The following is a 23,863-nucleotide window of genomic DNA, read 5'->3' on the forward strand; positions in this document are numbered from 1 at the left end:
TATGCCGTCACTGAAAGAAATAAAGACCCGTATAGCCAGTGTCAACAGCACACGCAAGATAACGAGTGCGATGAAGATGGTGGCGTCGTCGAAGTTGCATCATGCACAGGTGATGATAGAGAACATGCTTCCGTATGAGACCATGCTGGAGCATATACTGAAGACTTTTCTCGCGTCAGAGGCCGATGCGACGACGGTGTTCAGTGTGGACAGGCCGGTGAAGAGGATCGCATTTGTAGTCTTTGCATCAAACAGCAGTCTGTGCGGAGGGTTCAATGCCAACATCCTGAAACTGATGCAGCAGGCTGTCGACGAGTATTCCGATCTTGGCAAGGACAACATCGTCATTTATCCGATAGGCCGGAAGGTGGCCGAAAAGGTGGCGAAGCTCGGGTTGGAGTCGGCGGGTGACTTCACGGAACTGGCAGACAAGCCTAATGTAAAGCAGTGTATAGAGATGGCCCGGGACTTGGGCGGGAAGTTCATGAAAGGTGAGATTGATCGTGTAGAACTGATTTATCATCATTTCAAGAGTGCAGGTTCGCAGGTGCTTACACGTAAGGTGTTTCTGCCGATAGATGTGACAAGCGAATTGGAGCGTGATCACGAGCGCGACCTTTCCACAATGATTGTAACCCGTGAGGCTCAGGAATATCTGAAGAGAAAGCATAAGGAAGAGGCTGCAAAAAAGTCGGTCGAGGCAAAACCGCTCAATGACAACTTCATAGTGGAACCGGACATGAATACCGTTCTCGGACTGCTGATACCGAAACTTGCACATCTGATGCTATATACGGCACTGCTTGACAGCAATGCCAGTGAGCATGCTGCACGCATGGTGGCCATGCAGACGGCAACGGACAATGCCGACGAACTGTTGCGCGACTTGAACTTGCAGTACAACAAGAGCCGCCAGCAGGCTATCACAAACGAACTGCTCGACATTGTAGGAGGTTCGGTGAACAACTGACGGAGCAACCGGACAAATATTGGAATAAAGGTTCATACCGAAAGGTGATGAGCCTTTTTTCTTTTTACCGGTTTAAAAATATTTAGATAATCTGATGTGTATGCGGTTTTTTGCGTATCTTTGCAGATAAATTATTGTAATATGGGAATTTTCGGCTTTTTTAATAAGAAGAAAAAAGAGACGCTCGACAAAGGGTTGGAAAAGACCAAAGTGAGCGTATTTGACAAATTAGCCCGTGCTGTGGCCGGTAAGTCGAAGGTGGATGATGATGTGCTTGACAATCTGGAGGAAGTTCTTATAACGAGTGATGTCGGTGTAGATACTACGCTGAAGATTATACAGCGCATAGAGGAACGTGTGGCTCGCGACAAGTATGTGAGCACTTCGGAACTGAACGGCATACTGTGTGACGAGATAGCATCGTTGCTTGCAGAGAACAATGGCGACGACAACGACAATTGGGATTTGCCGTCGGGCCACAAGCCGTATGTCATACTCATAGTGGGTGTGAACGGAGTTGGCAAGACCACGACCATAGGCAAGTTGGCATATCAGTTCAAAAAAGCCGGAAAGAAAGTTTATCTCGGCGCGGCAGACACATTCCGTGCGGCAGCCGTGGAGCAACTTTGCATATGGGGTGAGAGAGTCGGGGTGCCCGTAGTCAAGCAGCAGATGGGCAGTGACCCCGCATCGGTGGCTTTCGACACGCTTAGCAGTGCTAAGGCTAACGGAGCTGATGTAGTGATAATAGACACGGCAGGACGTCTGCACAACAAGGTGGGACTGATGAACGAATTGAAGAAAGTGAAGGACGTGATGAAGAAGGTCCTGCCGGATGCTCCCGACGAGGTGATGCTTGTGCTCGACGGAAGCACGGGACAGAACGCTTTCGAACAGGCCAAACAGTTCTCTGCCGTGACGCAGATAACGTCACTGGCCATAACGAAGCTCGACGGTACGGCCAAAGGCGGCGTAGTGATAGGGATAAGCGACCAACTGCAGGTGCCGGTGAAGTACATCGGTCTTGGCGAAGGCATGGAAGATCTGCAGTTGTTCAACAAGCGTCAGTTTGTTGACTCTCTTTTCAATACAGACAAGAAATAAGCTTATACGCAGTGAAGAAGAATACGATAGACATCATAACTATGGGATGCTCAAAGAATCTCGTGGACAGCGAGAGGCTTATGGGACGGCTTGAGGCATGCGGATATCATTGCGTACACGACAGCAAGAATCCTCAGGGAGAAATAGCTGTGATAAACACTTGCGGATTTATACAGGATGCAAAGCAGGAGAGCATAGACACGATACTTGAGTTTGCACAGGCCAAGGAGGAAGGGCGGCTGAAGAAACTGTACGTGATGGGCTGTCTGTCACAACGTTACCGTGAAGAGTTGGAGACAGAGATACCGCAGGTAGACAAGTATTACGGTAAGTTCGATTTCAATCAGTTGATTGCAGATCTCGGAAAGGCGGACATGATATCATGCGAAGGCAGGCGGCATATCACAACACCGCGTCATTATGCCTATCTCAAAATAAGCGAAGGTTGCGACAGGCATTGCGCATATTGTGCCATACCAATAATGACGGGCGGGCATGTGAGCCGGCCGATGGATGAGATTCTCGATGAGGTACGTCAGCTGGTGGCAGAAGGAACAACGGAGTTTCAGGTGATTGCACAGGAACTGACGTATTACGGAGTGGACATGGACGGCAGGCAGCATATTGCAGAGCTTGTGTCGCGAATGGCCGATATCCACGGTGTGAAGTGGATCCGACTGCATTATGCCTATCCGGCTCATTTCCCATGGCAGCTGCTTGATGTAATGCGTGAGAAGCCCAATGTATGCAAGTATATGGACATAGCGCTTCAGCATATATCGGACAATGTGCTTATGCGGATGAAACGCAACGTCACGAAGACCGAGACGATGGCCTTGATAGAACGCATGCGCCGTGAGGTGCCGGGCATACACATACGTACAACGCTGATGGTGGGTTTCCCCGGTGAGACAGACGAGGACTTCGAGGAACTGATGGATTTTGTGCGTTGGGCGCGTTTTGAGCGTATGGGGGCATTTGCCTATTCCGAGGAAGACGACACATATTCGGCCACCCACTATGAAGACGATGTGCCGGAAAATGTCAAGAATGGACGTCTGGGCCGCCTGATGGCATTGCAGCAACAGATCAGTGCGGAGATAGAAGCCGAGAAAGTGGGACGGACAATGGAAGTGGTGATAGACCGCAAGGAGGGAGACTACTATGTTGGCCGCACGGAATTCTGTTCGCCAGAAGTCGATCCGGAGGTACTCATACCGGCAGCAGAGCGCAGTCTTTGCACAGGACATTTCTATGACGTTCTGATTACGGGGGCAGAGGAGTTTGATTTGTACGGAACGACTTTGTCATAATAATTCTGAAAATCCGATGAACAACAAAGACTTTATTTCAGAGTTGTCACGGCGTGTGGGATACAGTATGTCTGATACTCAGCGTCTGGTGAACAACGTTATAAGTGCCATGGGCGACAGCTTTCAGGATGATGATGCGGTACAAGTGCCGAATTTCGGACAGTTTGAAGTCAAGAAGAAGCTGGAGCGTATAATGGTTAATCCGTCAACACAGCAGCGTATGCTCGTGCCGCCCAAGCTCGTGCTTTGCTTTAAGCCGCATGCAGCATGGAAGGAAAGATTGAAGACAAGTAACCGGTAAAGACATACATGAGCAAAATATCCATATACGACATAGCAAAAATCCTTGTAGAGAAGAACGGACTTACCAAAAGTGAGTCAGAGCAGTTTGTTGCTGCGATTTTCGATGTCATTCAGGAAGGTCTGGACAACGACAACCTTGTCAAGGTAAAAGGGCTCGGGACGTTCAAGATAATAGGGGTTGAGGCACGTGAAAGCGTGAATGTGAACACCGGTGAGCGTGTGGTGATAGAGAGTCACGGCAAGGTTACGTTTACGCCGGATGCGGTTATGAAGGAACTGGTGAACAAACCGTTTTCGCAGTTTGAGACCGTGATACTGAATGACGGTATAGAATTTGACGATATACAGGATGACAAGCTGCTGTTTCCTGTCAATGATGAGGTTTTGGGAACAGATGTCATTAATGATACGGAAGAGGATATTAGGGCAGAAGGAAAGGCTGATATACCACGTAAAGAACAATATGTCGTATCAGGAGTATCATCCGGACAAGACGGATATTACCGTGAAGATAAAGAACAACACGTACAGGAAAACGACCGGGACTATCCCAATCCTTCGGAAAGTGCTTTTGATACATCCGGTGAAACTATGACAGAGGATGAGTCGGGTGATGTCCAATCCGAAGAAGCAGCAACAACAGTTACGGAAGACAATACGGTAACAACAGAAGAGACTTCTTCTGAAACACAAGCGGATATTCCCGTAACGACGGAAACAACAGCCTCCGCCACGGAAGAAACCAAAGATGAAGAACCTGTTGCAGAAGGTGCGGACATAGGAACACGCAAAGACAACAGCCGTATTATGAACAATATCATATTTGCAATAGTATCGGTTGTTCTAATATTGTTGTCATTCTATGTCGGATATAGACTTGGTATGGATACTTCTACACATACAGAAGTCAAGCCTAAAGTAATTATAAAAAGGGTTATTGTACGTGTGTCCGACTTTCGACAGAATAATAAAGCGGACAGTATATCATTGCGTGAGGACAGTGCGGCAGCAGGTTCAAGTAATGACAAGAGCATGATGCCGACCGAAGAAAAAGCGGAAAGGGCTGCGACAGACAGAGAACAGGAAGTTGATTACAAGAAATATGCAGCCAAAGACATACGTGTACGCACAGGAGCATATAATATAGTCGGAACCGATCGAGTTTGGACGGTACGCAAGGGAGAGACTCTTGGAAGCATAACCCGCAGAACCCTTGGTGATGGGATGTCGTGTTATATTGAGGTTTATAACGACCTGACGGACAAGTCAGAGCTTGAAGAGGGCCAAAAGATAAAAATACCAAAACTAAAATTGAAGCGAAAGATCAGAAAATGAAAGTTACGTCAACTGTAATCTGATATGAAAACGAGTTGCAGGGTGTATGCGTATCATATATTTCATAGACTGTGCCGGAATACCGTTTGTAGTGCAATCGCATGAAACTGTGTTCCGTCACAACTTTTTACAATGAAATGAAGCACGGAAACATTATAAATGAAGTATGAAGCTATTCTGAAATAAAGTATCGGAAATGTGGTATGTTTAATTACAATATACCGATATATCCCTGCTAAAACTTGTTTTTACGTACTAAATTACCGGAAATCGAACGATTGTCCTGTAATTATAATAACCTGTTTGCATATCTTTGCCACCAAATAATTATAATAACAACTAAAACACTTATAACCTATGAAGAGATTTACAATTGGGCTTGTCATGGCCGGAATGCTCTTGTCGGGTTCTGCTCAAGCTCAGCGCATACAGCAGAAAATGGGGCGTTCGGTTGTGGCTGTATCAGGCAATGGCAGTCAGAATGTGCTAATTACGTGGCGCAAGCTGGCACAAGAGCCGGAAAACTGCACATATAACCTTTATAAACGGCCACAAGGAGCAACGGAGTTTACACGTGTAAACACCACACCGATAGCCAAAACCAACTATCAGGCTACACGTACGGCAATACCTTATGGTACGGAGATAGCCGTGACAACAGTGACAAACGGAGTAGAAAGTGCCAAGAGCAATACATTTCTATTCAAGCAACAAGCTTATGGCAATGTATTTTTTGATTTCGACTTTGAGACTGCCGTACTCAATCCCAATGATTACAAATGTAAATATGCCTGGCCAATGGATCTCGACGGCAATGGCGAGATAGATGCCATACTGGCCGACCGTATTTATTCAGGCACAAATGGGCAGAGCCACAAACTTCAGGCTTACCGTCTTGACGGAACCTGTCTTTGGACGATAGACATGGGTCCTAATGTCGATATTTGTGCCGGACAGAACGATATGGTGACAGTATACGATATTAATTGTGACGGACGTTGCGAGGTCATCGTACGCAGTAGCGACGCAACTCGCTTTTGGGATGCATCAGCAGGTACTTGGGGAAAGTATGCCAACGGTAGTTCAACAGCTGATACTGACGGTGACGGCATCATAAACTACCGGAAGCAGACCAAGCGCAACCCGCCGTATTATGTATCGGTGGTCGATGGGGCTACCGGAGCTGAGATAGAGTGCAGCGAACTTAAGTATAGTGAGTTGAGCGACGATACCGACCAATATGGACGTGACAATCGTTCCGACTACTATGATGATGCCGAAGGTACGGAGTATGCTTTCCTGCAATCAAAGTTCGTGGTGTGCTATTTTGACGGCATACATCCGTCATTGGCTGTCGAAACATATAACCGACGCAAGTCTGACGGTCATCATTATTACATGCTGGCATGGGGGTATGACTGGGCCGGCGGACGTCCCGCAGGATGGGGGCATCGTTATACATGGAGCCGCAATGACAAAAAGCCTCATGCTGCCGAGTTTCATCAGCTGCGCGTAGCGGATACCGATGGCGACGGAATAGATGAAATGCTTGAGGGCGGATTTGGAGTAAATCCTGTCAAAGGAATGGTCTACAGTGCCGGTATAGAGCATGGCGACCGTTTCGACGTGGCCGACATAGACCCCGAACGTCCGGGAATGGAAGTCTTTGCCATACAGCAGAGCAATTTGCTCGGTCAGGTACTTTACGATGCCCGCACGGGTGAGCACATCAAAGAGTGGTATTTGCCCTCGGTATATGATGTGGGCCGTGGTCGCTGTATCGATGTCGATCCGGAACATAAAGGCTACGAGATATTCTCACTGTTGCCCAATCTGTACGACTGTAAGGGAAATGTAATCAAAGAAGGAACCACATCCTATCCCCATGAAGCATTGTGGTGGGATGGCGATTTGCAGCGTGAGATGCTCGGCTCTCCGGGCGGAAGTGGCTATGGGACCAATGCCATGATGGTGAAGTATGACGGTACACGTCTCATCGAGTTCTCCAAGCAGAGCGATTGGGCAGTTCATACAGGCTGGGCCAACCGTCCTGCCTTCATGGGAGATATCACCGGCGACTGGCGTGAAGAGGTTATACTGATGAAGCAGAACGCCGATACGAGTACAGGACTGGTAGGCTACTCAACCGACATCGCTACCAACTACAGTATGTACACCCTTATGGAAGATCCCCATTACCGTCTCGATTGTACCGGACGTGGATATTATCAGATGCCATGTACAAGTTTCTACCTCGGCGGGGATATGCCTTATCCGCCGTTGCCCCCCACAATGACGACCGATTTGCGTTGGGTCGGTGGAGGCACATGGTCACAGGACGGTGCCGGATTCAGCTCTTTCGACCTGACTTCGTCTCAGTCATATGCCGACGGCAAGAGTGTAATATTTGACATCAGCGGTACTTCATCCTCACCGGTAACCGTCAGCGGAACACTGTGTCCACGGTCAATATATCTGATGAATCCTGTCGGTCACGACTATACTTTCATTATAGAAGGGGCGCTTGCCGGAGAAATGAACCTATATAAGTCCATGGAAGGTACGGCAACATTCAACGGCAATCTCGGATATACCGGAACTACAGAAATCAGTGAGGGGGTGCTCCGTGTAAACGGCAGCATAGCCGGTCCTGTCAACTTGCGTGCCAAAGGCTCTCTCGGCGGAAACGCCATTCTTTCCGGTGGAATAACGTTTGAGGGCGCTCTCAATTACGAAGGGTGCAGACTGATGCCTTCTGGTGTTGACGGAGTCATTACTTTCAACAGCGACCTGACCATTCCCGGCAACGTATATATAGAAGTGGATGCTGCCGAAGGACGCTGCGGCCGTATATCAGTAGCGGGCAATCTCACGTTTGACGGTGAAAACACATTCACTGTCAATCAGACAGACATTGCCGAAGGTGAATATGTATTGGCAGAATGTACCGGCACACTCAAAGCTGATGTTGCGCGCTTGAAGCTGCGTGGCATGACCGGAATCAACTACAACCTTCGTGTCGAGGCTCAGCGTATAGTGCTTTGTGTCACGTCAACCCGTGCTCCGATGAAAGATGTAGTATGGACAGGCAGTGTCAATGGCATTTGGGACTATAAGACAGACAACTTCACTGCCGGTGGTATGGTAACATCTTTTGTCACAGGCGATGAAGTGGTGTTCGATGACGGCTCGGACGTGCGCAATATTACCGTTGACGAGACCGTTGTGGCAGGCAGTGTGAGATTCGATGTAAACAGCGGTCAATACACAATCAGTGGTGCTGGCGGTATCAGTGGTACAGGCGGAGTTATCAAGACTGGCGACGGCGAAGTGCGGATGGATTTGAAAAACAGTGACTACACAGGTCCTACCATTATCGAAGGCGGTACCCTCACGGTCACAAATATGTTTGACGGAGGTCAAAATAGTGCTATCGGAGCATCATCATCTGCCGATGGTAACCTACAGATAGGTCGCGGCACACTCAAGCTCGATGCCGACAACATGGCCACAGACCGCATTGTCACGCTTAGCGACACAGCAACCATTAATGTTGCCAACGCCAAAGGCTCGTTGTCACTTAAAGGCCGTGTGCGCGGCACAGGCTATCTTGTGAAAGACGGTCCGGGGCAACTCAACTTCACTTATGGCGGTGAGAATCCCTTTGCCGGTCTCATCCTGCGCAATGGTATTGTGTCTCAGGGAGCGTGGAACTCTTCGTTCGGTCGTACTGGTTCGCCGATGGTCCTGGCAGGTGGTGAGCTGCACCTCATCAACATGAACAACTCTTCCACACGGCCTATATTCAACTATGCCGCAACCGTGGAAGATGGCACGTCAAGCATCATTAAGGGCACTACGCGCGGAGCCGTCAACGGTAGTTTCAGGGGTACAGGCAATCTTACCATCATATCCACAGGTGTGCGCAGTGACATTGGAGCAGACTTCTCTGCTTTTGAGGGACAGCTCACGGCACAAGGCGAGAACTTCCGTCTGATGGACAATGTTAAAGATATGTCACGCACAAATGTTGTTTTGGCTTCCGGTTCAAAGATGTCCCACTACAAGTCGAATAGCGGCAATACGAGTGCCATTACAACCAAGATAGGCTCACTTGCAACCACAGCCAAGGACAGCGAGTTGGGCAATGGAGCCGACAGCTACGAAGTTGGATACAACGGAACCGACGCTACATATGCGGGAGTGCTCAAGGCAAAGACCGTAACCAAGCAGGGTGCCGGAATATGGACAATTACCAATGGTGGCAGCACGTCGGCTGTCACTGTGTCAGGCGGAACATTGCAATTGTACAACAGCCCTTACAGCTCGTCACCGACAGCGTTCACAAGTGGCTCACTGGTGGTAAATGCCGGCGGAACTCTTACTGGAATAGGATGTGCCGGAGCGGTGACCGTTAACAAGGGAGGAGTGATTGCAGCCGGATATATGGATGGTTTCGGCACACTGAAAGCCACTGGCCGTGTGACTATGCAAGGCGGAAGCACGATTGTCGTGAAAGTAGGCAACAGTATTAACGGTACTCTTACTTACGATAAGTTCAAGTTCTCCGGAGCATCCACGCACAACGGCGACACCATACTTGTGAAAGTAGATGACGTATGCGAATTGGCCGCAGGTGACGAACTGACCATATTCACTGGAAGCGGAGCCATGACAGGTGAGTATCTGCTGAGGACTGAAAGCATCGGACGCACCATTACATGGGACGATTCGGAGTTGCTCACGCGTGGTATACTGCGTGTTGCTTCTGTAACGACAGGCATTTCCGGCATAGTTACATCCGATGGAACAAAGGTTGATGTATATACTTCTGACGGTGTACTGTTGCGTTCTGGAGCTACTAATGCCAATGCACTTGAAGGTCTTGGCCGCGGTGTATATATTGTTGGTGGACGTAAAGTTGTCAAGAACTGAACAAATACCAAAATTTGGTTTGATATTGCAGTATCATTATTATAAAGTGAGGTAGACTGCATTGCCAAACGGCCCAAATCGCGTTGCAATATATGCCATATTGCAACGCGATTTGGGCCGTTTGAGGAATCAAGATGATAGTTCTATTCAATTCGGAAACTGACATATGCCCTGTCGTCAAACGAGTTGTTGCCGTCGATGTATGCCTTGGTTGCTTTGAAATGGCTGATGTTGAGCGGGTCGGTGGAAAGTTGCGATGCTAATCTTTTTTCGGATGCGGCAAGGGTGGTCTCAAGAAACGGATAGCCGTCGCTGGCCATTATGATGTCATGGCGGCCAGGGTTGAGTGATACGATGCGTACTTTGTCCATTGGTATAGGGAATCCGTCGGCAACAGCATAGGTAATGTTCTGTCCGTGCATGGCCTCTATCAATTCAGGAATGATGGCCTTGCGTGCCTTATCGTCGTGGCGCAGACTGGCGACGGTGGCTTCGCCGCTTTGAAGCATGTGGAGGGCTATTTCAGCACGCCTGCCGGCAATGATAGCTTCTGAGGGTTTGGGATTGTCGTGCAACTGTCCGTCTACAAGACATTGACAGTCGCCTATCATCCATATTTGTCGCCGTGTATGGCTGTATATGATGCAACTTGCGGTAAGTCTTTCTTCCGGATGTTCGGTCAGGCGGGCAATATCTGAGCCTGCATATTTACGGGCTATGTGCCGGGTGAGTCCGTCGCAGAAATCTGCGGCGGAGGATTGGGGCGATGCCAGCCTGATATATTCGGATATGAGTAGCATGCAGAGTCGCCCGTTCGACATGGATGGGTCCAGTCGGACGGGCGATTTGCTTGTACTTCCGTCTATCACTGCGATGAAATTTTCAGTCACGACGATGCCGTCTTCCGGTTCTACCGTACGGCTTTTGGGTGTTATACTTTGTTCTTTTATCTCCATTTGCTATGTTGTTACCGGCATGTTTGACGGACCCATGACTGGATTTGAACGAGGCATTGTCCCATAGCTCCTTTATCAGTTCGGCGCGGCCTATCCTTCTGAGCGACTGTTCTATGCCACGGCGTTCCTCAGGTTTGTACCAGAAGAAATATTGTCTTTGTGCAAGTTTCTCAGCTTGTGTCTTGGCACTGAATATCGGTTCAAGTGTGTAAGGGTCGTATCCGGTATACCATGTTTCCGTGCTTACTGTCATCGGAGTGGGGGTAAAGTCCTGCACCTGCTCGAGATGAAAGTCAAGGCGTTTTGTCTGCACGGCCAGTTCGGCCATGTCTGCTTCGTGACATCCGGGATGGCTGCTGATGAAATATGGTATAATCTGTTGGTTGAGTCCTTCTTCGCGGTTGATGCGGTCAAAGATGTGCTTGAAGGCATTGAACTGACTGAACGACGGTTTGCGCATCAGTCGCAACACATTGTCGTTGGTATGTTCCGGAGCCACCTTCAGTCGTCCGCTTACATGACGGCATATCAGTTCACGGGTATATTCGGCGGCGGCCCTGTTCACGGCCTCATCCTTGCTGCGGTGCAACAGCAGATCGTAGCGAACGCCGCTCCCTATGAAACTCTTTTTTATGCCCGGCATGGCGTCGACGGCATGGTATATGTCAAGCAGTCTGCTATGGTCAGTGTTTAGATTGGGACATATCTGCGGGTTGATGCAACTCGGACGTTTGCATTTTTCACAAGCGCTGATGTTGTGTCCTGCCATGCCGTACATGTTGGCCGACGGTCCGCCGAGATCAGACAGATAACCCTTGAAATCGGGCATTTCCGTTATCTGTCTTACTTCGCGGAGTATGCTTTCTTTTGAACGGCATGTTATGAATTTACCCTGATGTGCCGATATTGTGCAGAAAGCGCATCCGCCGAAACATCCGCGATGGATATTGACCGAGAACTTTATCATCTCGTATGCAGGTATGCGCTTGTTCTTGTACTTGGGATGGGGCAGGCGTGTGTATGGCAAATCGAATGATGCATCAAGTTCGGCAGTTGTCATGGGCGGGTAGGGGGGATTGACTACTACACAATGTCCGTCGACTTCCTGAATCAGCCTGCAGGCATGCATTTTGTTCGACTCTTCCTCTATATGTCTGAAGTTGTCAGCCTGTGCTTTTTTGTCGCTCAGGCATGTCTCATGACTGTGCAGTACAATGTCATCGTTACCGATTCCTCCCGGCACGTCTCCCTTGTCATGTGCTATGTATACCGTTTGCGGAATGTCTCTGACAGTGCCAATCGGTGAGCCTGCGGCCAGACGGTTGCATATTTCCACTACAGACTTTTCACCCATACCGTATATTATCATGTCTGCACCGCTGTCGCATAGTATACATTTGCGCAGCGAATCCTGCCAATAATCATAATGGGTGAGGCGTCTCATCGATGCTTCGATGCCCCCTAGGATTATCGGGACATCGGGAAACAGCCGGCGGAGTATCTGTGAATATACTATTGTGGGGTATTCGGGACGCATGTCGTGCCGGCCGTCGGGGCTGTAGGCATCCTCAGAACGTAGGCGACGGTTGGCGGTATACTTATTGACCATGGAGTCCATACATCCAGGTGCAATGCCGAAGAACAGGCGAGGGCGGCCGAGTTTCTTGAAATCCCGGAAGTCACCGTGCCAGTCTGGTTGTGGCACTATAGCCACGCGATAGCCTGCGGCTTCAATGGTGCGGCCGATAACGGCTGCGCCGAATGACGGATGATCGACATAGGCATCGGCGGAAAAGAGTATCACATCGATCTCGTCCCATCCGCGCATCTCAAGTTCTTTCTTGGTTGTGGGCAGGAAGTCTGAAAGTCTGTATTCCATATAAATTCGTATAATCGGCTCTGCCGGTCATTGAGCCTCGGCCTCTGTTTCCGGTTCAGCAGTCTCTGCATTACGTTCGTTCCATTCTATGTATAGCCTGACAAGTTTCTGCAAACCGAATGCTTTCATGTTTGAATGGTAGATGACGTCGAGACATAGGTCAAGCAGAGCCTTGTTGTCGTCTGTTTCCGACTCTAATATGGCACGGACATTGAGTTTCAGCTTGTCCAATACCGTCTCGTCAACATATCCGTTGCTGTCGATAAGGTCGCGGAAAAGCTGATGTCTTCTTATTGTCTGCAAATGCTCGTCCGATATATCAATGCTTCGGGTGCCGGATTGGTTTGTTTGAATCTTATACATGGATGTTCTGTTGTTTTTATATTATTAATATTTTGTTTTATTGCCGTCCTTATTTCAAAAGGAAGTTTATAAGTCCTTTTATTATAGAAGTCTGCTTCTGCTTGCTTCTTATACACTCTAACGGGAAGCCTGTTGTGATTACACGGTAGTCGTCGCCCTTGTATGCCACACACGCGTTGGGACCGTCGGAGTAGCGCATGGCTGCGTACGCCGGTGGTATCGGATTCAGGACGTCGGCCGACGTTGCCGCATAGTGTTTCTCGTTGATGGTATTATAGAATTGAATGGTTGTTCCCAAACCCTCAGCAAGGCCTCCTGATGTGCGGTTGCGACCTCCGAAACGACATTTCAGTACGTTTGCAAGAAATGACTGCTCGTCAGGACTAGTCATGTCGCTACCTGTGTATGCACCGCTGACGAGCAATGAGCCTCCTCTGCTGACATAGGCTTCAAGCCGTTCGCGCATGGCCGGTGTGAATGTCTTGTAATATTCGAGACTATGGGTGTCGTTCCGTTCAAGCCCCAATACAATATCGGCAAGTTGGTAATGTGCAAGGTCAACCTTACCGTTCTCTATGGCCTCAGACGAACAACTTATAATGTTGTATCGGCCGGCCTCCTTTATTGCCTCGGCATGTGTGCGTACGTGATTGCGGTCGTTTCCGGCAACGAATATGCCGGTCATGTCGTCGGCAGACCATCCAAGTCCGTCTTCACCATCTATGCCCATGCTTCCAGTGTCGTAGCAAAGCTGTCGTCCGACCCACCCAGCAGTCGGACCGAGTGTAACTCCGGGGTCTTCATCGATGTCGAATCCCTGTTCAAACTGTGTGTTGCGCACAGCCGGAGATGACAGGCGATGGAAGCCGTCCACTATCAATATGTCTTTTGTGGCCCCCGGATTATATAGTGCGCATAGCACTTCCGACGGGAAACTGCATCCACCGGCATTGACCGCAGCAACGCGAAAACTATATAATACGCCCGGTTCCAGTTTAATCCGATGACTGTTGTCGGCTCGTATATACGTTCCGTTGTCAAAGCCTGAGGACCCTGTGCTTGTATAAACAATGTAACCGGTGGGTTTTGATGTCGCTTCCTGAGGGTCGTTCACGGCTCTCCAGTTAAGGCGCACTTCATCTACATCCGTAAATTCGATATGGAAATTGTCGGGAGTAAGAGGAGTGACCACACTTTGACGACCGTGCTGGTCATTGACATATCTCAATATTGTTTTGTATAAAGAGCGTGCAAGTGTAAAACGGAAGTTGGGATCCTGTCCGTACATCATGTCAGGAAAATTCTGATGGGACATTGTTTCGATGATGGCACTCGGAACTTCCGGTATCCGTGTTTCCGAATAGTTGCGGTCGAAAAGTTCACGTTTGTTCCACTTTCCGTATTTGTAAATGATGTCGCGGGCAGCGTTGGACAGCAGGGCATCGGCAAAGTCGCGTGATGCCATGCGTGACATTCCGGTATTGAAATGTCCGTTGTTGAATCCTGTAGTGCATATCCCGAGCGAGCCTATAAGCCCGGTTCCGTCTTTACTGTATCCGGCATCACTATGTACGGCAAGCGAAAGTTCTATCGGTACGTTGAGTCCCGCTTGCGAAGGTACATAGCAGGATCCGCCTGCCAGATGGTTTGTCATGAGTGACCGGGTATTTATGTCATCGCCATAGTCGTCTGTTCCGTTTTTCGAACTGTATACCTTGTATGGCATTCCGGCCCATTGGGCATAATAACGTGCTCCTTCAAGACACCTTGGCAGACCGCTGGTAAGTCCTCCGCGCTCGATGTTTCCCATTCCGCCGCCGAATCTTACGGCATCAGCCGTAACTACGCCATTATGCCGGGCGCTTCTGTTTGTCAGTATTACACGGTTGTACTGGCTGCTGCCTTTGTCAAAGTCGAACGTGCCGAGATACACCCACGTGCCGCCCCCCATTTGCTGGTTTACGCGAAATTCTGTCTTTTCACCTTTGTGCCACACTGTATATGAAGCGTCGTCCACGCTGTTTTCCAGTGTGCTATAGCTCACATATACGGCATAACGCCCTTCTTCCGGAAACTTGGGCATATATGATATGAGACTGTAGTTGTTCTTTTTGCTCGTTGTCTTGGCCATTCTCGCTGTACCGGCTTCGAATGGATTTTCGCCATCCTTATATGTTCCTCTATGGCTGGCAAAACCTTTTGTGCCGGCATCGGTCCATTCGTGTTTGGCATATACCTCGATATAGCTTGTTCCGGAAGCCTTGTCGTCGTTGTCAACAATCAGTTCATGTTTTTGCCAATCACGTTCGCGGGGAGTGAAAACCACGGCTCCGGCATTTTCAAGCATTGGAATAAGATAGGGCACAACGATAGTCTGTGTGAACAAATCTTCGGTTGTGCCGAACAGTTTGGGGCGTTGCCATTTCCACGTACCGCGGTTTACATCGTAATATCTGCCATGACTTGCCCATAGCGAAACGTGCCTGTTGTTAAGTCCGTGCGTGGTCTTTGCCGGATACGAAAGGTTCTGTGTCCACGGATTCCCGTCGTACTCGACATCTCCCCACATACGCGACTTGTCTATGTCTTTTGACAGACGGTTGGGTATAAGCGCGTCTATGGACATGCCGTTTGTGACAATTGTAATCTCGTATTTCCTGTATGGTTTGGGCAGTTCTTTCCTTATTCTTTTATATATATCTGCATTTAGCTCAGGAGAAAACTCCTGAGCGGCAAAAAACTCGTCGGCGGTTATTGTTATCTTTTGGCTTTTGTTGTCGAGTTTATAATCCAGCATCTGTGGCGCTTGAGTGAGCACTTGGTCCTTAGGCTTGTATTTTGCAAAGAATTTCCGTAAATCCTTGACCATTTTAGATTCTTGAGCTCTATTTTGGGCCATTGATGCCATAGGATAAGACAGCAGCAATATGTATAAAAGATATTTCATGTCAGATTTCGCCTATAGTGAATTTCTCCGGTTTTTTACCTGTAAAATCCTTGAAATATAGTTTTATTTCACGCATCTGACTGTCTATATTACCATCAGGAATGATAGTGCGTGTACACTGTATACGGCGCTTCTTGTAGTCTACACCGTACAGCAATATTGGTATACCGGCTTTCAGGGATATATAATAGAATCCTTTTTTCCATTCCGGGTTGCGCGAGCGTGTGCCCTCCGGAGTGATACACAGATGAAATGTATCGGCCTGACGGGCTGTTTCCGCAAGATTGTCCGTCATGCTTGTATGCTTTGAACGCCATACCGGCACACCACCCATATATCGGAATACAGGACCAAGCGGCCAGAAGAACCACTCCTTCTTCATGAGGAAATTGCTGTTTATCCCTTCGGCACCGGCATATAACTGGCCTATAACGAAGTCCCAATTGCTGGTGTGTGGTGCAAGACATATGATATATTTTGCGGGATGGGCTTCCGTCACGTCGGCAGTCCATCCCATGCGACTATATAGAAGCCAGCGGCAGAATGATTTCCACATAATGTCAAAAACTATATTATGATGTTTTTATCTGTGAATGTTCTTATCCTGAAATATGAAAATCAATATAGATTATTGATTTGTTCTGCAAGCTCCTCTATTCCGGCATTGAATTTGTCTGTCAAATCCTTGAAATAAACCTTTGCATCTATTCCCGGTTCCGGATGAGACACTCTGTGTGTGAAATCGTTGCCGAGTTTTATTATAGCATAGATGATGGCATCTGCACTTTCCTGAGTTTCTTTTGTTCCATACAACGATGCAGCCATACATTCTGCCAAAAGTTCCTCACATACGAGGTTGATGTTGCGTTTAAGATTTCTTTTGTTTGCCATAGTGATGACCTCCTATTGTTTTATTAGTGTTTACAACGCCAAAGATACTGAAAAATAATCGAATATATAAGGATTTTCATAAAAAATATGTTCAGAAAACGTTTTTATGTTGTTTCTTTCTGTTTTCTGTTTCAAAATGTTTATTTTTGCATTCCGAAAGGATAATGAAGACTTTTTGGTTTTCATATTTTTTTGTTTTGACTGAAGAATAGAATTTTAATTCATTATTCATAAAGTTATATAGATACAAACATGGAAAAAAGTGCTTTGCAGATATCAAGATCTGCTTATCAGCCGAAGTTGCCCAAAGCCCTTCAGGGTGCAGTAAAGATTAAGGAGGGCAACCCTACACAGAGTGTGGATGATCAGGAAGACATCAAGAAATTGTTCCCCAACACCTACGGTATGCCTGTAGTGGAATTTGTTCCGAGCGAAGAAGCCTGCAACACAAAGATGAACGTGGGTATCATTCTCAGCGGCGGACAGGCTCCCGGCGGCCATAATGTGATAACAGGTCTTTTCGATCAGGTAAAGAAGTTGAATCCCGAAAACCGGCTTTATGGTTTCATTCTCGGCCCCGGCGGACTCGTAGACCATAATTATATGGAGCTGACCAAGGACATTATAGATGAATACCGTAATACAGGCGGTTTCGATATGATAGGTTCGGGCCGTACAAAGCTGGAGCAGGTGGAACAGTTTGAGAAAGGGCTTGAGATTATCCGCGAACTGGATATCAAAGCCATTGTCATCATCGGTGGTGACGACTCTAACACAAATGCTTGTGTATTGGCTGAATATTATGCAGCCAAGAATTATGGTGTGCAGGTGATAGGATGCCCGAAGACAATTGACGGTGATCTGAAGAATGCACAGATAGAGACGAGCTTTGGTTTCGATACGGCAACAAAGACATATGCAGAACTCATCGGAAACATCGAGCGCGACTGCAATTCAGCCCGTAAGTACTGGCACTTCATCAAAGTGATGGGACGTTCGGCCAGCCATATCGCCCTTGAATGTGCCCTGCAATGCCAGCCCAATATCTGTATCGTGTCAGAGGAGGTGGAGCAGAAGGATATGACACTCAACCAGATTGTCGACCAGCTTTGCGAGGCTATCGCATACCGCGCGGCTCAGGGCAACAACTTCGGTACGGTGATAATCCCCGAGGGACTTATCGAGTTTATCCCCGCCATAGGCCGTCTGATTCAGGAACTCAACGATCTGTTGGCCGCTCATGGCGCCGATTATAAGGACCTTGACAAGACAGCACAGCGTGAGTACATCATTTCACATCTGTCAAAAGAGAATGCCGCCACATTCGAGACTCTGCCCGAAGGTGTTGCCCGACAATTGTCACTCGACAGAGATCCTCATGGAAATGTCCAGGTATCTCTCATTGAGACAGAGAAACTGCTTTCGGAAATGTGTGAGGCACGCCTTGCCCAGTGGAAGAAAGAAGGAAAGTATGTAGGCAAATTTGCGGCTCTGCACCATTTCTTCGGTTATGAAGGACGTTGCGCAGCTCCTTCAAACTTCGATGCCGACTATTGCTATGCACTCGGAACAAGTGCGGCACAGCTTATCGCCAACGGCAAGACCGGATATATGGCTATCGTACAGAACACTACGGCGCCTGCCGACGAATGGGTCGCAGGTGGTGTGCCTATAACGATGATGATGAACATGGAGCGTCGTAACGGTGAGATGAAGCCTGTTATCCGTAAGGCACTTGTCGAGCTTGAAGGAAAACCGTTCAAGGCCTTTGCTGCCGTGCGTGACCGTTGGGCAAAGGAAACATGTTACGTTTATCCCGGTCCGATACAGTATTGGGGACCAAGCGAGGTTTGCGACCAGCCTACAAAAACATTGTCACTCGAACAGAGCAAATAAATCTCTTGGTCACGGACTATACGCGGATGCAATACAGCAGCGTCCCGTGTAGTCCGTGACTGACTTATATAGATATGCCAAATACAACCACAAATCGCAGTCAGACGAGAAAAAGAAGCGTAAGAAAAGTCTATCATAGTCCAGTAAAGCGCAAGAAACCGGGATTTATAATACGCATACTGCGACATTTGCCCGGTTGGGCATGGTGGCTTGGCAGCGGACTTGTTGTTGCAGGCTATATTTGGGCTTTCTATTATTTCTTTGTCGGGCCTTTCGGTTTTCGTTGGCGTGCCCTGTACGGTGATGCCTCTTATCCTGAAGGATATGAAATACATGGCATCGACATAAGCCATTATCAAGGCACCATCGACTGGGAAAAACTACGCAACAACGGTATGATAGAGAAATGTCCCGTGCGTTTTGTCATGATAAAGGCGACAGAAGGGGCCAGCAGGCTGGACCACCGCTTTGCAGACAATTTCTATCAGGCTCGTGAATACGGGTTCATACGCGGTGCATATCACTTTTGGAGCACCCGCTCTACCAGTGAGGCACAGGCTGCATATTTTATCAAGAATGTGAATCTGGAAGAGGGCGATTTGCCTCCTGTTCTTGATATTGAGCATAAAGGCAAAGAGCAGACCGCCGAAGACTTCAAGAAGAGTGTGAAGAAATGGCTTGACATAGTGGAAGAGCATTACAAGGTAAAGCCTATCATATACACTTATTATAAGTTTAAAATGGCATATCTTAGCGATTCGATATTCGACGAATATCCGTATTGGATAGCACATTATTATGTTGACAAGGTTGAATATACCGGCAAATGGAAGTTCTGGCAGCACACCGATTGCGGCCGTCTGCCAGGTATTGAAGGCTATGTGGACTTCAATATCTATAACGGCAGTTTCTACGACTTGCGCCGTCTTACCATAGGATATCGGGACAATGACGACGACACCTATTGACAGTCGTTTTCATAATGCCATATAATCCGGCTGTCTTGACATGATTCTAAGCCAGTCTTAATGCCATACAAGCCCAGTTGTTGTCATTTTCGTATCTTTCAAACTGTAGTCCGTGTTCTTCGGCCTTTTCCTTCAGTACGTCTATGTCCTCAATATAGAATCCGCTCAGCAGCAGTCGTGCTTTTTCCGCCATCATATTTCTGAATTTGGGCATGTCCGCCAATAGTATGTTGCGGTTGATATTTGCTGTTACAACGTCATATTTTCTTGTAATGCCGTCCAATACCGATGCGTCTCCGAGCAATGCTTCATATCTGTCGTCCACCATATTTATTATTGCGTTATGACGGGCGTTGTCCACGCTCCATTCGTCGATGTCGTATCCCGTCGCCATGGCTGCTCCTCTTTTCAGCGCCACAATCCCGAGTATACCGGTGCCACATCCGCAGTCGAGCACGCTCTTGCCCGCAAGTTCCGTTTCCGTCAGTGCCTGCACCATCATCCGTGTCGTTTCGTGTGTTCCGGTGCCGAATGCAAATCTGGCATCTATTTCCACCGATGTCTCATAATCCGTCTTCTCAGGCAGATGCCGCCCGTCATGTATTATGCACATGCCATTTACGATGATTGGCTCGAAACCTTCCTTTTCCCATTGCTCGTTCCAGTCCTTGTCCTCAGCTTCCCTCACGTCATAAGTGACGGAAATGTTCCCGAACGGCAAGTCTTCCATGGATTGTGCCAAGGCGCCGGCGTCAAACATATCAGTCCGGACATACCCCTTGATACCATCGTCAGTGTCTTCAAAAGTTTCAAAACCCGTTTCCCCGGCGTTTGCGGCTATTATGTCACGCACGTCCTGTAAAAGCATACCGCAATCCGGTCCGCACCCTTCCGGCTCGTTCAGGGTCTTTATATGTATGTGAAAATCAACTTCGTAGTACTTCATATGATGTGAATTTTGATGCAAAAATACAAAAAATAGGGAAAAACCTATCAGAGTTTAGGGTTTTTCCGTATTTTTGTATACGGAATACTGATATTTTTGTAACGTGAAATAATAAACAATAAAGGATTGACTATGAGAAAGTGTTTTTTTATATCTGTCATCACGATGGCCGTTCCTCTTGTGTCATTGGCGCAGGACGACATGTATTTTGTGCCTAAAAAGGCAGACAAGATAAAGAGTACGCTTGAATACGTGTCGCCACGTGACACGTATTATTCCGGTAGCGACCGTAATATAGACGAGTACAACCGCCATGGAAGCACGGTTACGGAAATTGATTCTACAGGAAACGACGTCATCGATTTCGACGGACTGTCAGGAGTGTACCCCGATTCCGTTACCGCATATCAGGACGATGACTATACATACACCCGTCGTATGAGCCGTTTTGACGATTATGTATGGGCCGATTCTTATTGGGCAGGATACTATGCAGGCCGTTCGGCACGTTGTGGATGGTACGATCCGTGGTACTATGGCGGATGGTATTACGACCCATGGCATTACGGATGGTACGACCCTTGGTATTACGGATACTACGGATATCACGGATGGTATGGCCATTGGTGGGGGCATCCCGGCTATGTAGTGAACTACAATCCGAGATCTGCCGGCACGTTCAGACACATAACCGGTACCGGTCGCCGCCCGTTGGCAGGCTTGCGGGGTACAACCACCGTAACAGGAGGCATAGCCAACCGTGACAGGATACGTACGGGCAATCTGCGCAACAAGACATTCAGCGCAACAGACCGTTTCGGAGTGAACCGCAATACGAATACATCCAACCGCATTCAGAACAACATCAACCGTAACAACAACAGGCGCAACGATATCAACACCGCAACGCCAACACGCCCGTCGGGGTCTTTCGGTAGCGGCAGCGGATTTGGAGGAAGCCGTTCCGGAGGTGGTTTCGGTGGTGGCAGCCGCTCTTCCGGTGGCGGTGGCAGCAGATTCGGAGGTCGCAGATAAAGTTTTTGTTTAACATAAAAAGAATATTGAATATGAAAAGAAGATACTGTTTCATGTCTCTACTGCTTACAGGAACCGTCGCCATGACTGCTCAGGAGACATATACGAACGCCGAATTGGCAACAAAAGATCTAAACGGCACGGCACGGTATGTCGGCATGGGGGGGGCTATGGACGCTCTGGGAGCCGATATATCCACCATCGGCACCAATCCCGCAGGTATAGGATTGTTCCGTCATTCCACGGCGAACATATCTTTCGGATTTGTGTCACAGGAAGGAGCGAAACGTTTTGCCAATGGCAACAAGACAAATATGAGTTTCGATCAGGCCGGATTTGTATATTCAAACCGTCTCAGCCGGAGTTCGTTTCTCAATTTCGGATTCAATTATCACAAGAGCCGCAACTTCGACTACATCCTCAATGCTGCCGGACGCACCCTGAACGGAGGCTCGCAGAACAGGTTGTCCTACAACAAGGGTGACGCCGGAATGGACTTGTACATCGAGAACGATGAGATTCTTTCAAATGACTATGCTTACAGCCAACTGGATTATTTGTATTACAACACCATCATATACAACCCTCTCATCGATCCGAATCCCGATCCTGACGAGAAGAACTACTTTTATAATTACGGAGCCGAACGCTATATGATGGACCGTGTACAGACCGGCTACATCGGTGAATACGACTTCAATATCAGCGGAAACATCAACGATCGTGTATATCTCGGTGTCACGCTCGGCATACACGACGTCCGTTACAAGAGTTATTCTGAATATGCGGAATTGTTCGAAAGCAACGAAGAGGGGATCGGAGGAGTGCTTGCGGAAGACACGCGCGAGATTACCGGAACCGGTTTCGATGTCAAGGCCGGTGTCATTTTCCGTCCGATAGAGGATTCTCCGTTCCGTATCGGTCTGTCGGTGGCCACCCCCACATGGTACGACCTCACCACCCGCAACTATACGGCACTGTATGTCGATGCGGAGAACGCCACACCGACATTCAACGGGATAGAAGGCTGGGACATTGACAACAGCTACGACTTCAAGTTGCATACCCCATGGAAGTTCGGACTCAGTCTCGGCCATACCATAGACAACTTCATAGCCCTTGGCGCATCGTATGAGTTTGCCGACTACGGAAGTCTTGACTGCCGCGAGATCGACGGATACGACTGGGACGGAAACACCACATCATCGACCGACATACCGATGAAGCGCCATACTGAGCAGACCCTCAAGGGCGTGTCGACCTTAAAGCTCGGAGCGGAAATCAAGGCCGATGCCAATCTGGCAGTGCGTGTCGGTTTCAACTATGTCTCGCCGATGTACAACAAGAACGGCTTCAAGGACGGAACACTGGCTTCATACGGTGTCACCGACCAGTCTGCCACCGACTACACCAACTGGAAAGATACATATCGGCTGACGGCCGGTGTGGGATACCGGTTTGACAAGTTTTCGCTCGATCTTGCCTATCAGTATAGTCAGACCGACGGTACGTTCACTCCGTTCAGCGATGTTCTCGATGCCACCAACGCCGCAGAGTCTGTAGACGTGAGCAACAAGCGTCATCAGCTTCTGTTTACATTAGGTTATTCATTCTGACACTATAGGGATGGCCCTTGCATACATTGTTGGCTTCATTCCAGCGTATGTTAGCAAATCAAACGCATGCTGTCAATTCCAATGATGCTGTCAATTCCAATGATGCTGTCAATTCCAATGATGCTGTCAATTCCAATGATGTGTCGTCAATTCCAATGATGTCGTCAATTCCAATGATGTCGTCAATTCCAATGATGTCGTCAATTCCAATGTATATTGATAAAAACAATGTTTGTTATCAATTCCAACATTGTATGATTAATAGACACACATACTTGAATGATTTGTAAAAAAATGTAACATCATGAACGGGTGCGCCCTGCTTTCTATGTAAAAATCCAAATATTTTTCCGATTATTTTTATTTTATATTGAAATTTTGTATTGTATGTCGTACTTGGTGTTTT

General features: G+C 48.1%; 18 protein-coding genes. 10 read left to right on the forward strand and 8 right to left on the reverse strand.

What is annotated here, in order from left to right; genetic code table 11:
* The first annotated feature begins 1 nt into the window (after position 1).
* From HPS55_RS08420 to HPS55_RS08445, 6 genes are all read left to right on the forward strand, one after another.
* On the forward strand, positions 2–970 hold the full coding sequence (locus HPS55_RS08420) for a F0F1 ATP synthase subunit gamma (RefSeq protein ID WP_172175653.1): 969 nt from the start codon (positions 2–4) through the stop codon (positions 968–970).
* Between the two features lie 141 nt (positions 971–1,111).
* Complete coding sequence (ftsY, locus tag HPS55_RS08425; RefSeq protein WP_172175655.1) at positions 1,112–2,074, forward strand: signal recognition particle-docking protein FtsY; 963 nt, start codon at positions 1,112–1,114, stop codon at positions 2,072–2,074.
* Between the two features lie 11 nt (positions 2,075–2,085).
* The gene (gene rimO / locus HPS55_RS08430) at positions 2,086–3,387 is read left to right on the forward strand and encodes a 30S ribosomal protein S12 methylthiotransferase RimO (protein WP_172175657.1); all 1,302 of its coding nucleotides are present in this window, start codon (positions 2,086–2,088) and stop codon (positions 3,385–3,387) included.
* Between the two features lie 16 nt (positions 3,388–3,403).
* The gene (locus tag HPS55_RS08435) at positions 3,404–3,688 is read left to right on the forward strand and encodes an HU family DNA-binding protein (protein ID WP_172175659.1); all 285 of its coding nucleotides are present in this window, start codon (positions 3,404–3,406) and stop codon (positions 3,686–3,688) included.
* Between the two features lie 8 nt (positions 3,689–3,696).
* The gene (locus HPS55_RS08440; RefSeq protein WP_172175661.1) at positions 3,697–5,025 is read left to right on the forward strand and encodes an HU family DNA-binding protein; all 1,329 of its coding nucleotides are present in this window, start codon (positions 3,697–3,699) and stop codon (positions 5,023–5,025) included.
* Between the two features lie 357 nt (positions 5,026–5,382).
* Positions 5,383–9,960: a rhamnogalacturonan lyase family protein gene (locus HPS55_RS08445; protein ID WP_172175663.1), complete on the forward strand. Its 4,578-nt coding sequence runs from the start codon at positions 5,383–5,385 to the stop codon at positions 9,958–9,960.
* Between the two features lie 143 nt (positions 9,961–10,103).
* Here the strand turns inward: HPS55_RS08445 and HPS55_RS08450 are convergent, their stop codons facing one another.
* The 6 genes from HPS55_RS08450 to HPS55_RS08475 form a co-directional block, all read right to left on the reverse strand.
* Complete coding sequence (locus tag HPS55_RS08450) at positions 10,104–10,916, reverse strand: hypothetical protein (RefSeq protein ID WP_172175665.1); 813 nt, start codon at positions 10,914–10,916, stop codon at positions 10,104–10,106.
* Complete coding sequence (locus tag HPS55_RS08455; RefSeq protein WP_172175667.1) at positions 10,843–12,795, reverse strand: YgiQ family radical SAM protein; 1,953 nt, start codon at positions 12,793–12,795, stop codon at positions 10,843–10,845. Before HPS55_RS08455 ends, HPS55_RS08450 begins: the two co-directional genes overlap by 74 nt.
* A 27-nt stretch (positions 12,796–12,822) precedes the next feature.
* A complete protein-coding gene (locus tag HPS55_RS08460; RefSeq protein WP_172175669.1) occupies positions 12,823–13,158 on the reverse strand; it encodes a hypothetical protein in 336 nt (111 codons plus the stop codon).
* 49 nt (positions 13,159–13,207) lie between these two features.
* Positions 13,208–16,027, reverse strand: a complete 2,820-nt coding sequence (locus HPS55_RS08465) for a golvesin C-terminal-like domain-containing protein (RefSeq protein ID WP_253945803.1) — start codon at positions 16,025–16,027, stop codon at positions 13,208–13,210.
* A 79-nt stretch (positions 16,028–16,106) separates the two neighbouring features.
* Positions 16,107–16,661 (reverse strand): 1-acyl-sn-glycerol-3-phosphate acyltransferase, encoded by a 555-nt coding sequence (locus HPS55_RS08470; protein WP_172175673.1) that lies wholly within the window; start codon positions 16,659–16,661, stop codon positions 16,107–16,109.
* Between the two features lie 62 nt (positions 16,662–16,723).
* Positions 16,724–16,996 carry a hypothetical protein gene (locus HPS55_RS08475; RefSeq protein ID WP_172175675.1) on the reverse strand — a complete coding sequence of 91 codons (273 nt, stop codon included), beginning with the start codon at positions 16,994–16,996 and terminating at the stop codon, positions 16,724–16,726.
* 252 nt (positions 16,997–17,248) lie between these two features.
* Between HPS55_RS08475 and HPS55_RS08480 the strand changes: the two genes are divergently transcribed.
* Positions 17,249–18,892: a diphosphate--fructose-6-phosphate 1-phosphotransferase gene (locus HPS55_RS08480; protein WP_172175677.1), complete on the forward strand. Its 1,644-nt coding sequence runs from the start codon at positions 17,249–17,251 to the stop codon at positions 18,890–18,892.
* 74 nt (positions 18,893–18,966) lie between these two features.
* Entirely contained in the window at positions 18,967–19,860 is an 894-nt protein-coding gene (locus HPS55_RS08485) for a glycoside hydrolase family 25 protein (RefSeq protein ID WP_172175679.1), read from the forward strand.
* Positions 19,861–19,906: 46 nt separating this feature from the next.
* On the opposite strand, the gene prmA is transcribed toward HPS55_RS08485, so the two are convergent.
* A complete protein-coding gene (prmA, locus tag HPS55_RS08490) occupies positions 19,907–20,806 on the reverse strand; it encodes a 50S ribosomal protein L11 methyltransferase (protein ID WP_172175681.1) in 900 nt (299 codons plus the stop codon).
* A 132-nt stretch (positions 20,807–20,938) separates the two neighbouring features.
* Between prmA and HPS55_RS08495 the strand changes: the two genes are divergently transcribed.
* Both HPS55_RS08495 and HPS55_RS08500 read left to right on the forward strand, forming a co-directional pair.
* Complete coding sequence (locus HPS55_RS08495; protein ID WP_172175683.1) at positions 20,939–21,841, forward strand: hypothetical protein; 903 nt, start codon at positions 20,939–20,941, stop codon at positions 21,839–21,841.
* Between the two features lie 32 nt (positions 21,842–21,873).
* Complete coding sequence (locus HPS55_RS08500) at positions 21,874–23,457, forward strand: OmpP1/FadL family transporter (RefSeq protein ID WP_172324903.1); 1,584 nt, start codon at positions 21,874–21,876, stop codon at positions 23,455–23,457.
* A gap of 58 nt (positions 23,458–23,515) precedes the next feature.
* On the opposite strand, the gene HPS55_RS08505 is transcribed toward HPS55_RS08500, so the two are convergent.
* A complete protein-coding gene (locus HPS55_RS08505; RefSeq protein ID WP_172175687.1) occupies positions 23,516–23,686 on the reverse strand; it encodes a hypothetical protein in 171 nt (56 codons plus the stop codon).
* Positions 23,687–23,863 lie beyond the last annotated feature (177 nt).

Origin of the sequence: Xylanibacter rodentium (assembly GCF_013166575.1) — a bacterium.
GTDB classification, from domain to species: domain Bacteria; phylum Bacteroidota; class Bacteroidia; order Bacteroidales; family Bacteroidaceae; genus Prevotella; species Prevotella rodentium.

What these genes read in the sequence shown, in the direction of transcription:
- ftsY (WP_172175655.1), top strand. Translation starts at nt 1,112, where the DNA reads ATGGGAATTTTCGGCTTTTTTAATAAGAAGAAAAAAGAGACGCTCGAC.
- HPS55_RS08445 (WP_172175663.1), top strand. Translation starts at nt 5,383, where the DNA reads ATGAAGAGATTTACAATTGGGCTTGTCATGGCCGGAATGCTCTTGTCG.
- HPS55_RS08435 (WP_172175659.1), top strand. Translation starts at nt 3,404, where the DNA reads ATGAACAACAAAGACTTTATTTCAGAGTTGTCACGGCGTGTGGGATAC.
- HPS55_RS08475 (WP_172175675.1), bottom strand. Translation starts at nt 16,996, where the DNA reads ATGGCAAACAAAAGAAATCTTAAACGCAACATCAACCTCGTATGTGAG.
- HPS55_RS08470 (WP_172175673.1), bottom strand. Translation starts at nt 16,661, where the DNA reads ATGTGGAAATCATTCTGCCGCTGGCTTCTATATAGTCGCATGGGATGG.
- HPS55_RS08450 (WP_172175665.1), bottom strand. Translation starts at nt 10,916, where the DNA reads ATGGAGATAAAAGAACAAAGTATAACACCCAAAAGCCGTACGGTAGAA.
- HPS55_RS08440 (WP_172175661.1), top strand. Translation starts at nt 3,697, where the DNA reads ATGAGCAAAATATCCATATACGACATAGCAAAAATCCTTGTAGAGAAG.
- HPS55_RS08485 (WP_172175679.1), top strand. Translation starts at nt 18,967, where the DNA reads ATGCCAAATACAACCACAAATCGCAGTCAGACGAGAAAAAGAAGCGTA.
- HPS55_RS08455 (WP_172175667.1), bottom strand. Translation starts at nt 12,795, where the DNA reads ATGGAATACAGACTTTCAGACTTCCTGCCCACAACCAAGAAAGAACTT.
- HPS55_RS08480 (WP_172175677.1), top strand. Translation starts at nt 17,249, where the DNA reads ATGGAAAAAAGTGCTTTGCAGATATCAAGATCTGCTTATCAGCCGAAG.
- prmA (WP_172175681.1), bottom strand. Translation starts at nt 20,806, where the DNA reads ATGAAGTACTACGAAGTTGATTTTCACATACATATAAAGACCCTGAAC.
- HPS55_RS08420 (WP_172175653.1), top strand. Translation starts at nt 2, where the DNA reads ATGCCGTCACTGAAAGAAATAAAGACCCGTATAGCCAGTGTCAACAGC.
- HPS55_RS08500 (WP_172324903.1), top strand. Translation starts at nt 21,874, where the DNA reads ATGAAAAGAAGATACTGTTTCATGTCTCTACTGCTTACAGGAACCGTC.
- HPS55_RS08495 (WP_172175683.1), top strand. Translation starts at nt 20,939, where the DNA reads ATGAGAAAGTGTTTTTTTATATCTGTCATCACGATGGCCGTTCCTCTT.
- HPS55_RS08465 (WP_253945803.1), bottom strand. Translation starts at nt 16,027, where the DNA reads ATGGTCAAGGATTTACGGAAATTCTTTGCAAAATACAAGCCTAAGGAC.
- HPS55_RS08460 (WP_172175669.1), bottom strand. Translation starts at nt 13,158, where the DNA reads ATGTATAAGATTCAAACAAACCAATCCGGCACCCGAAGCATTGATATA.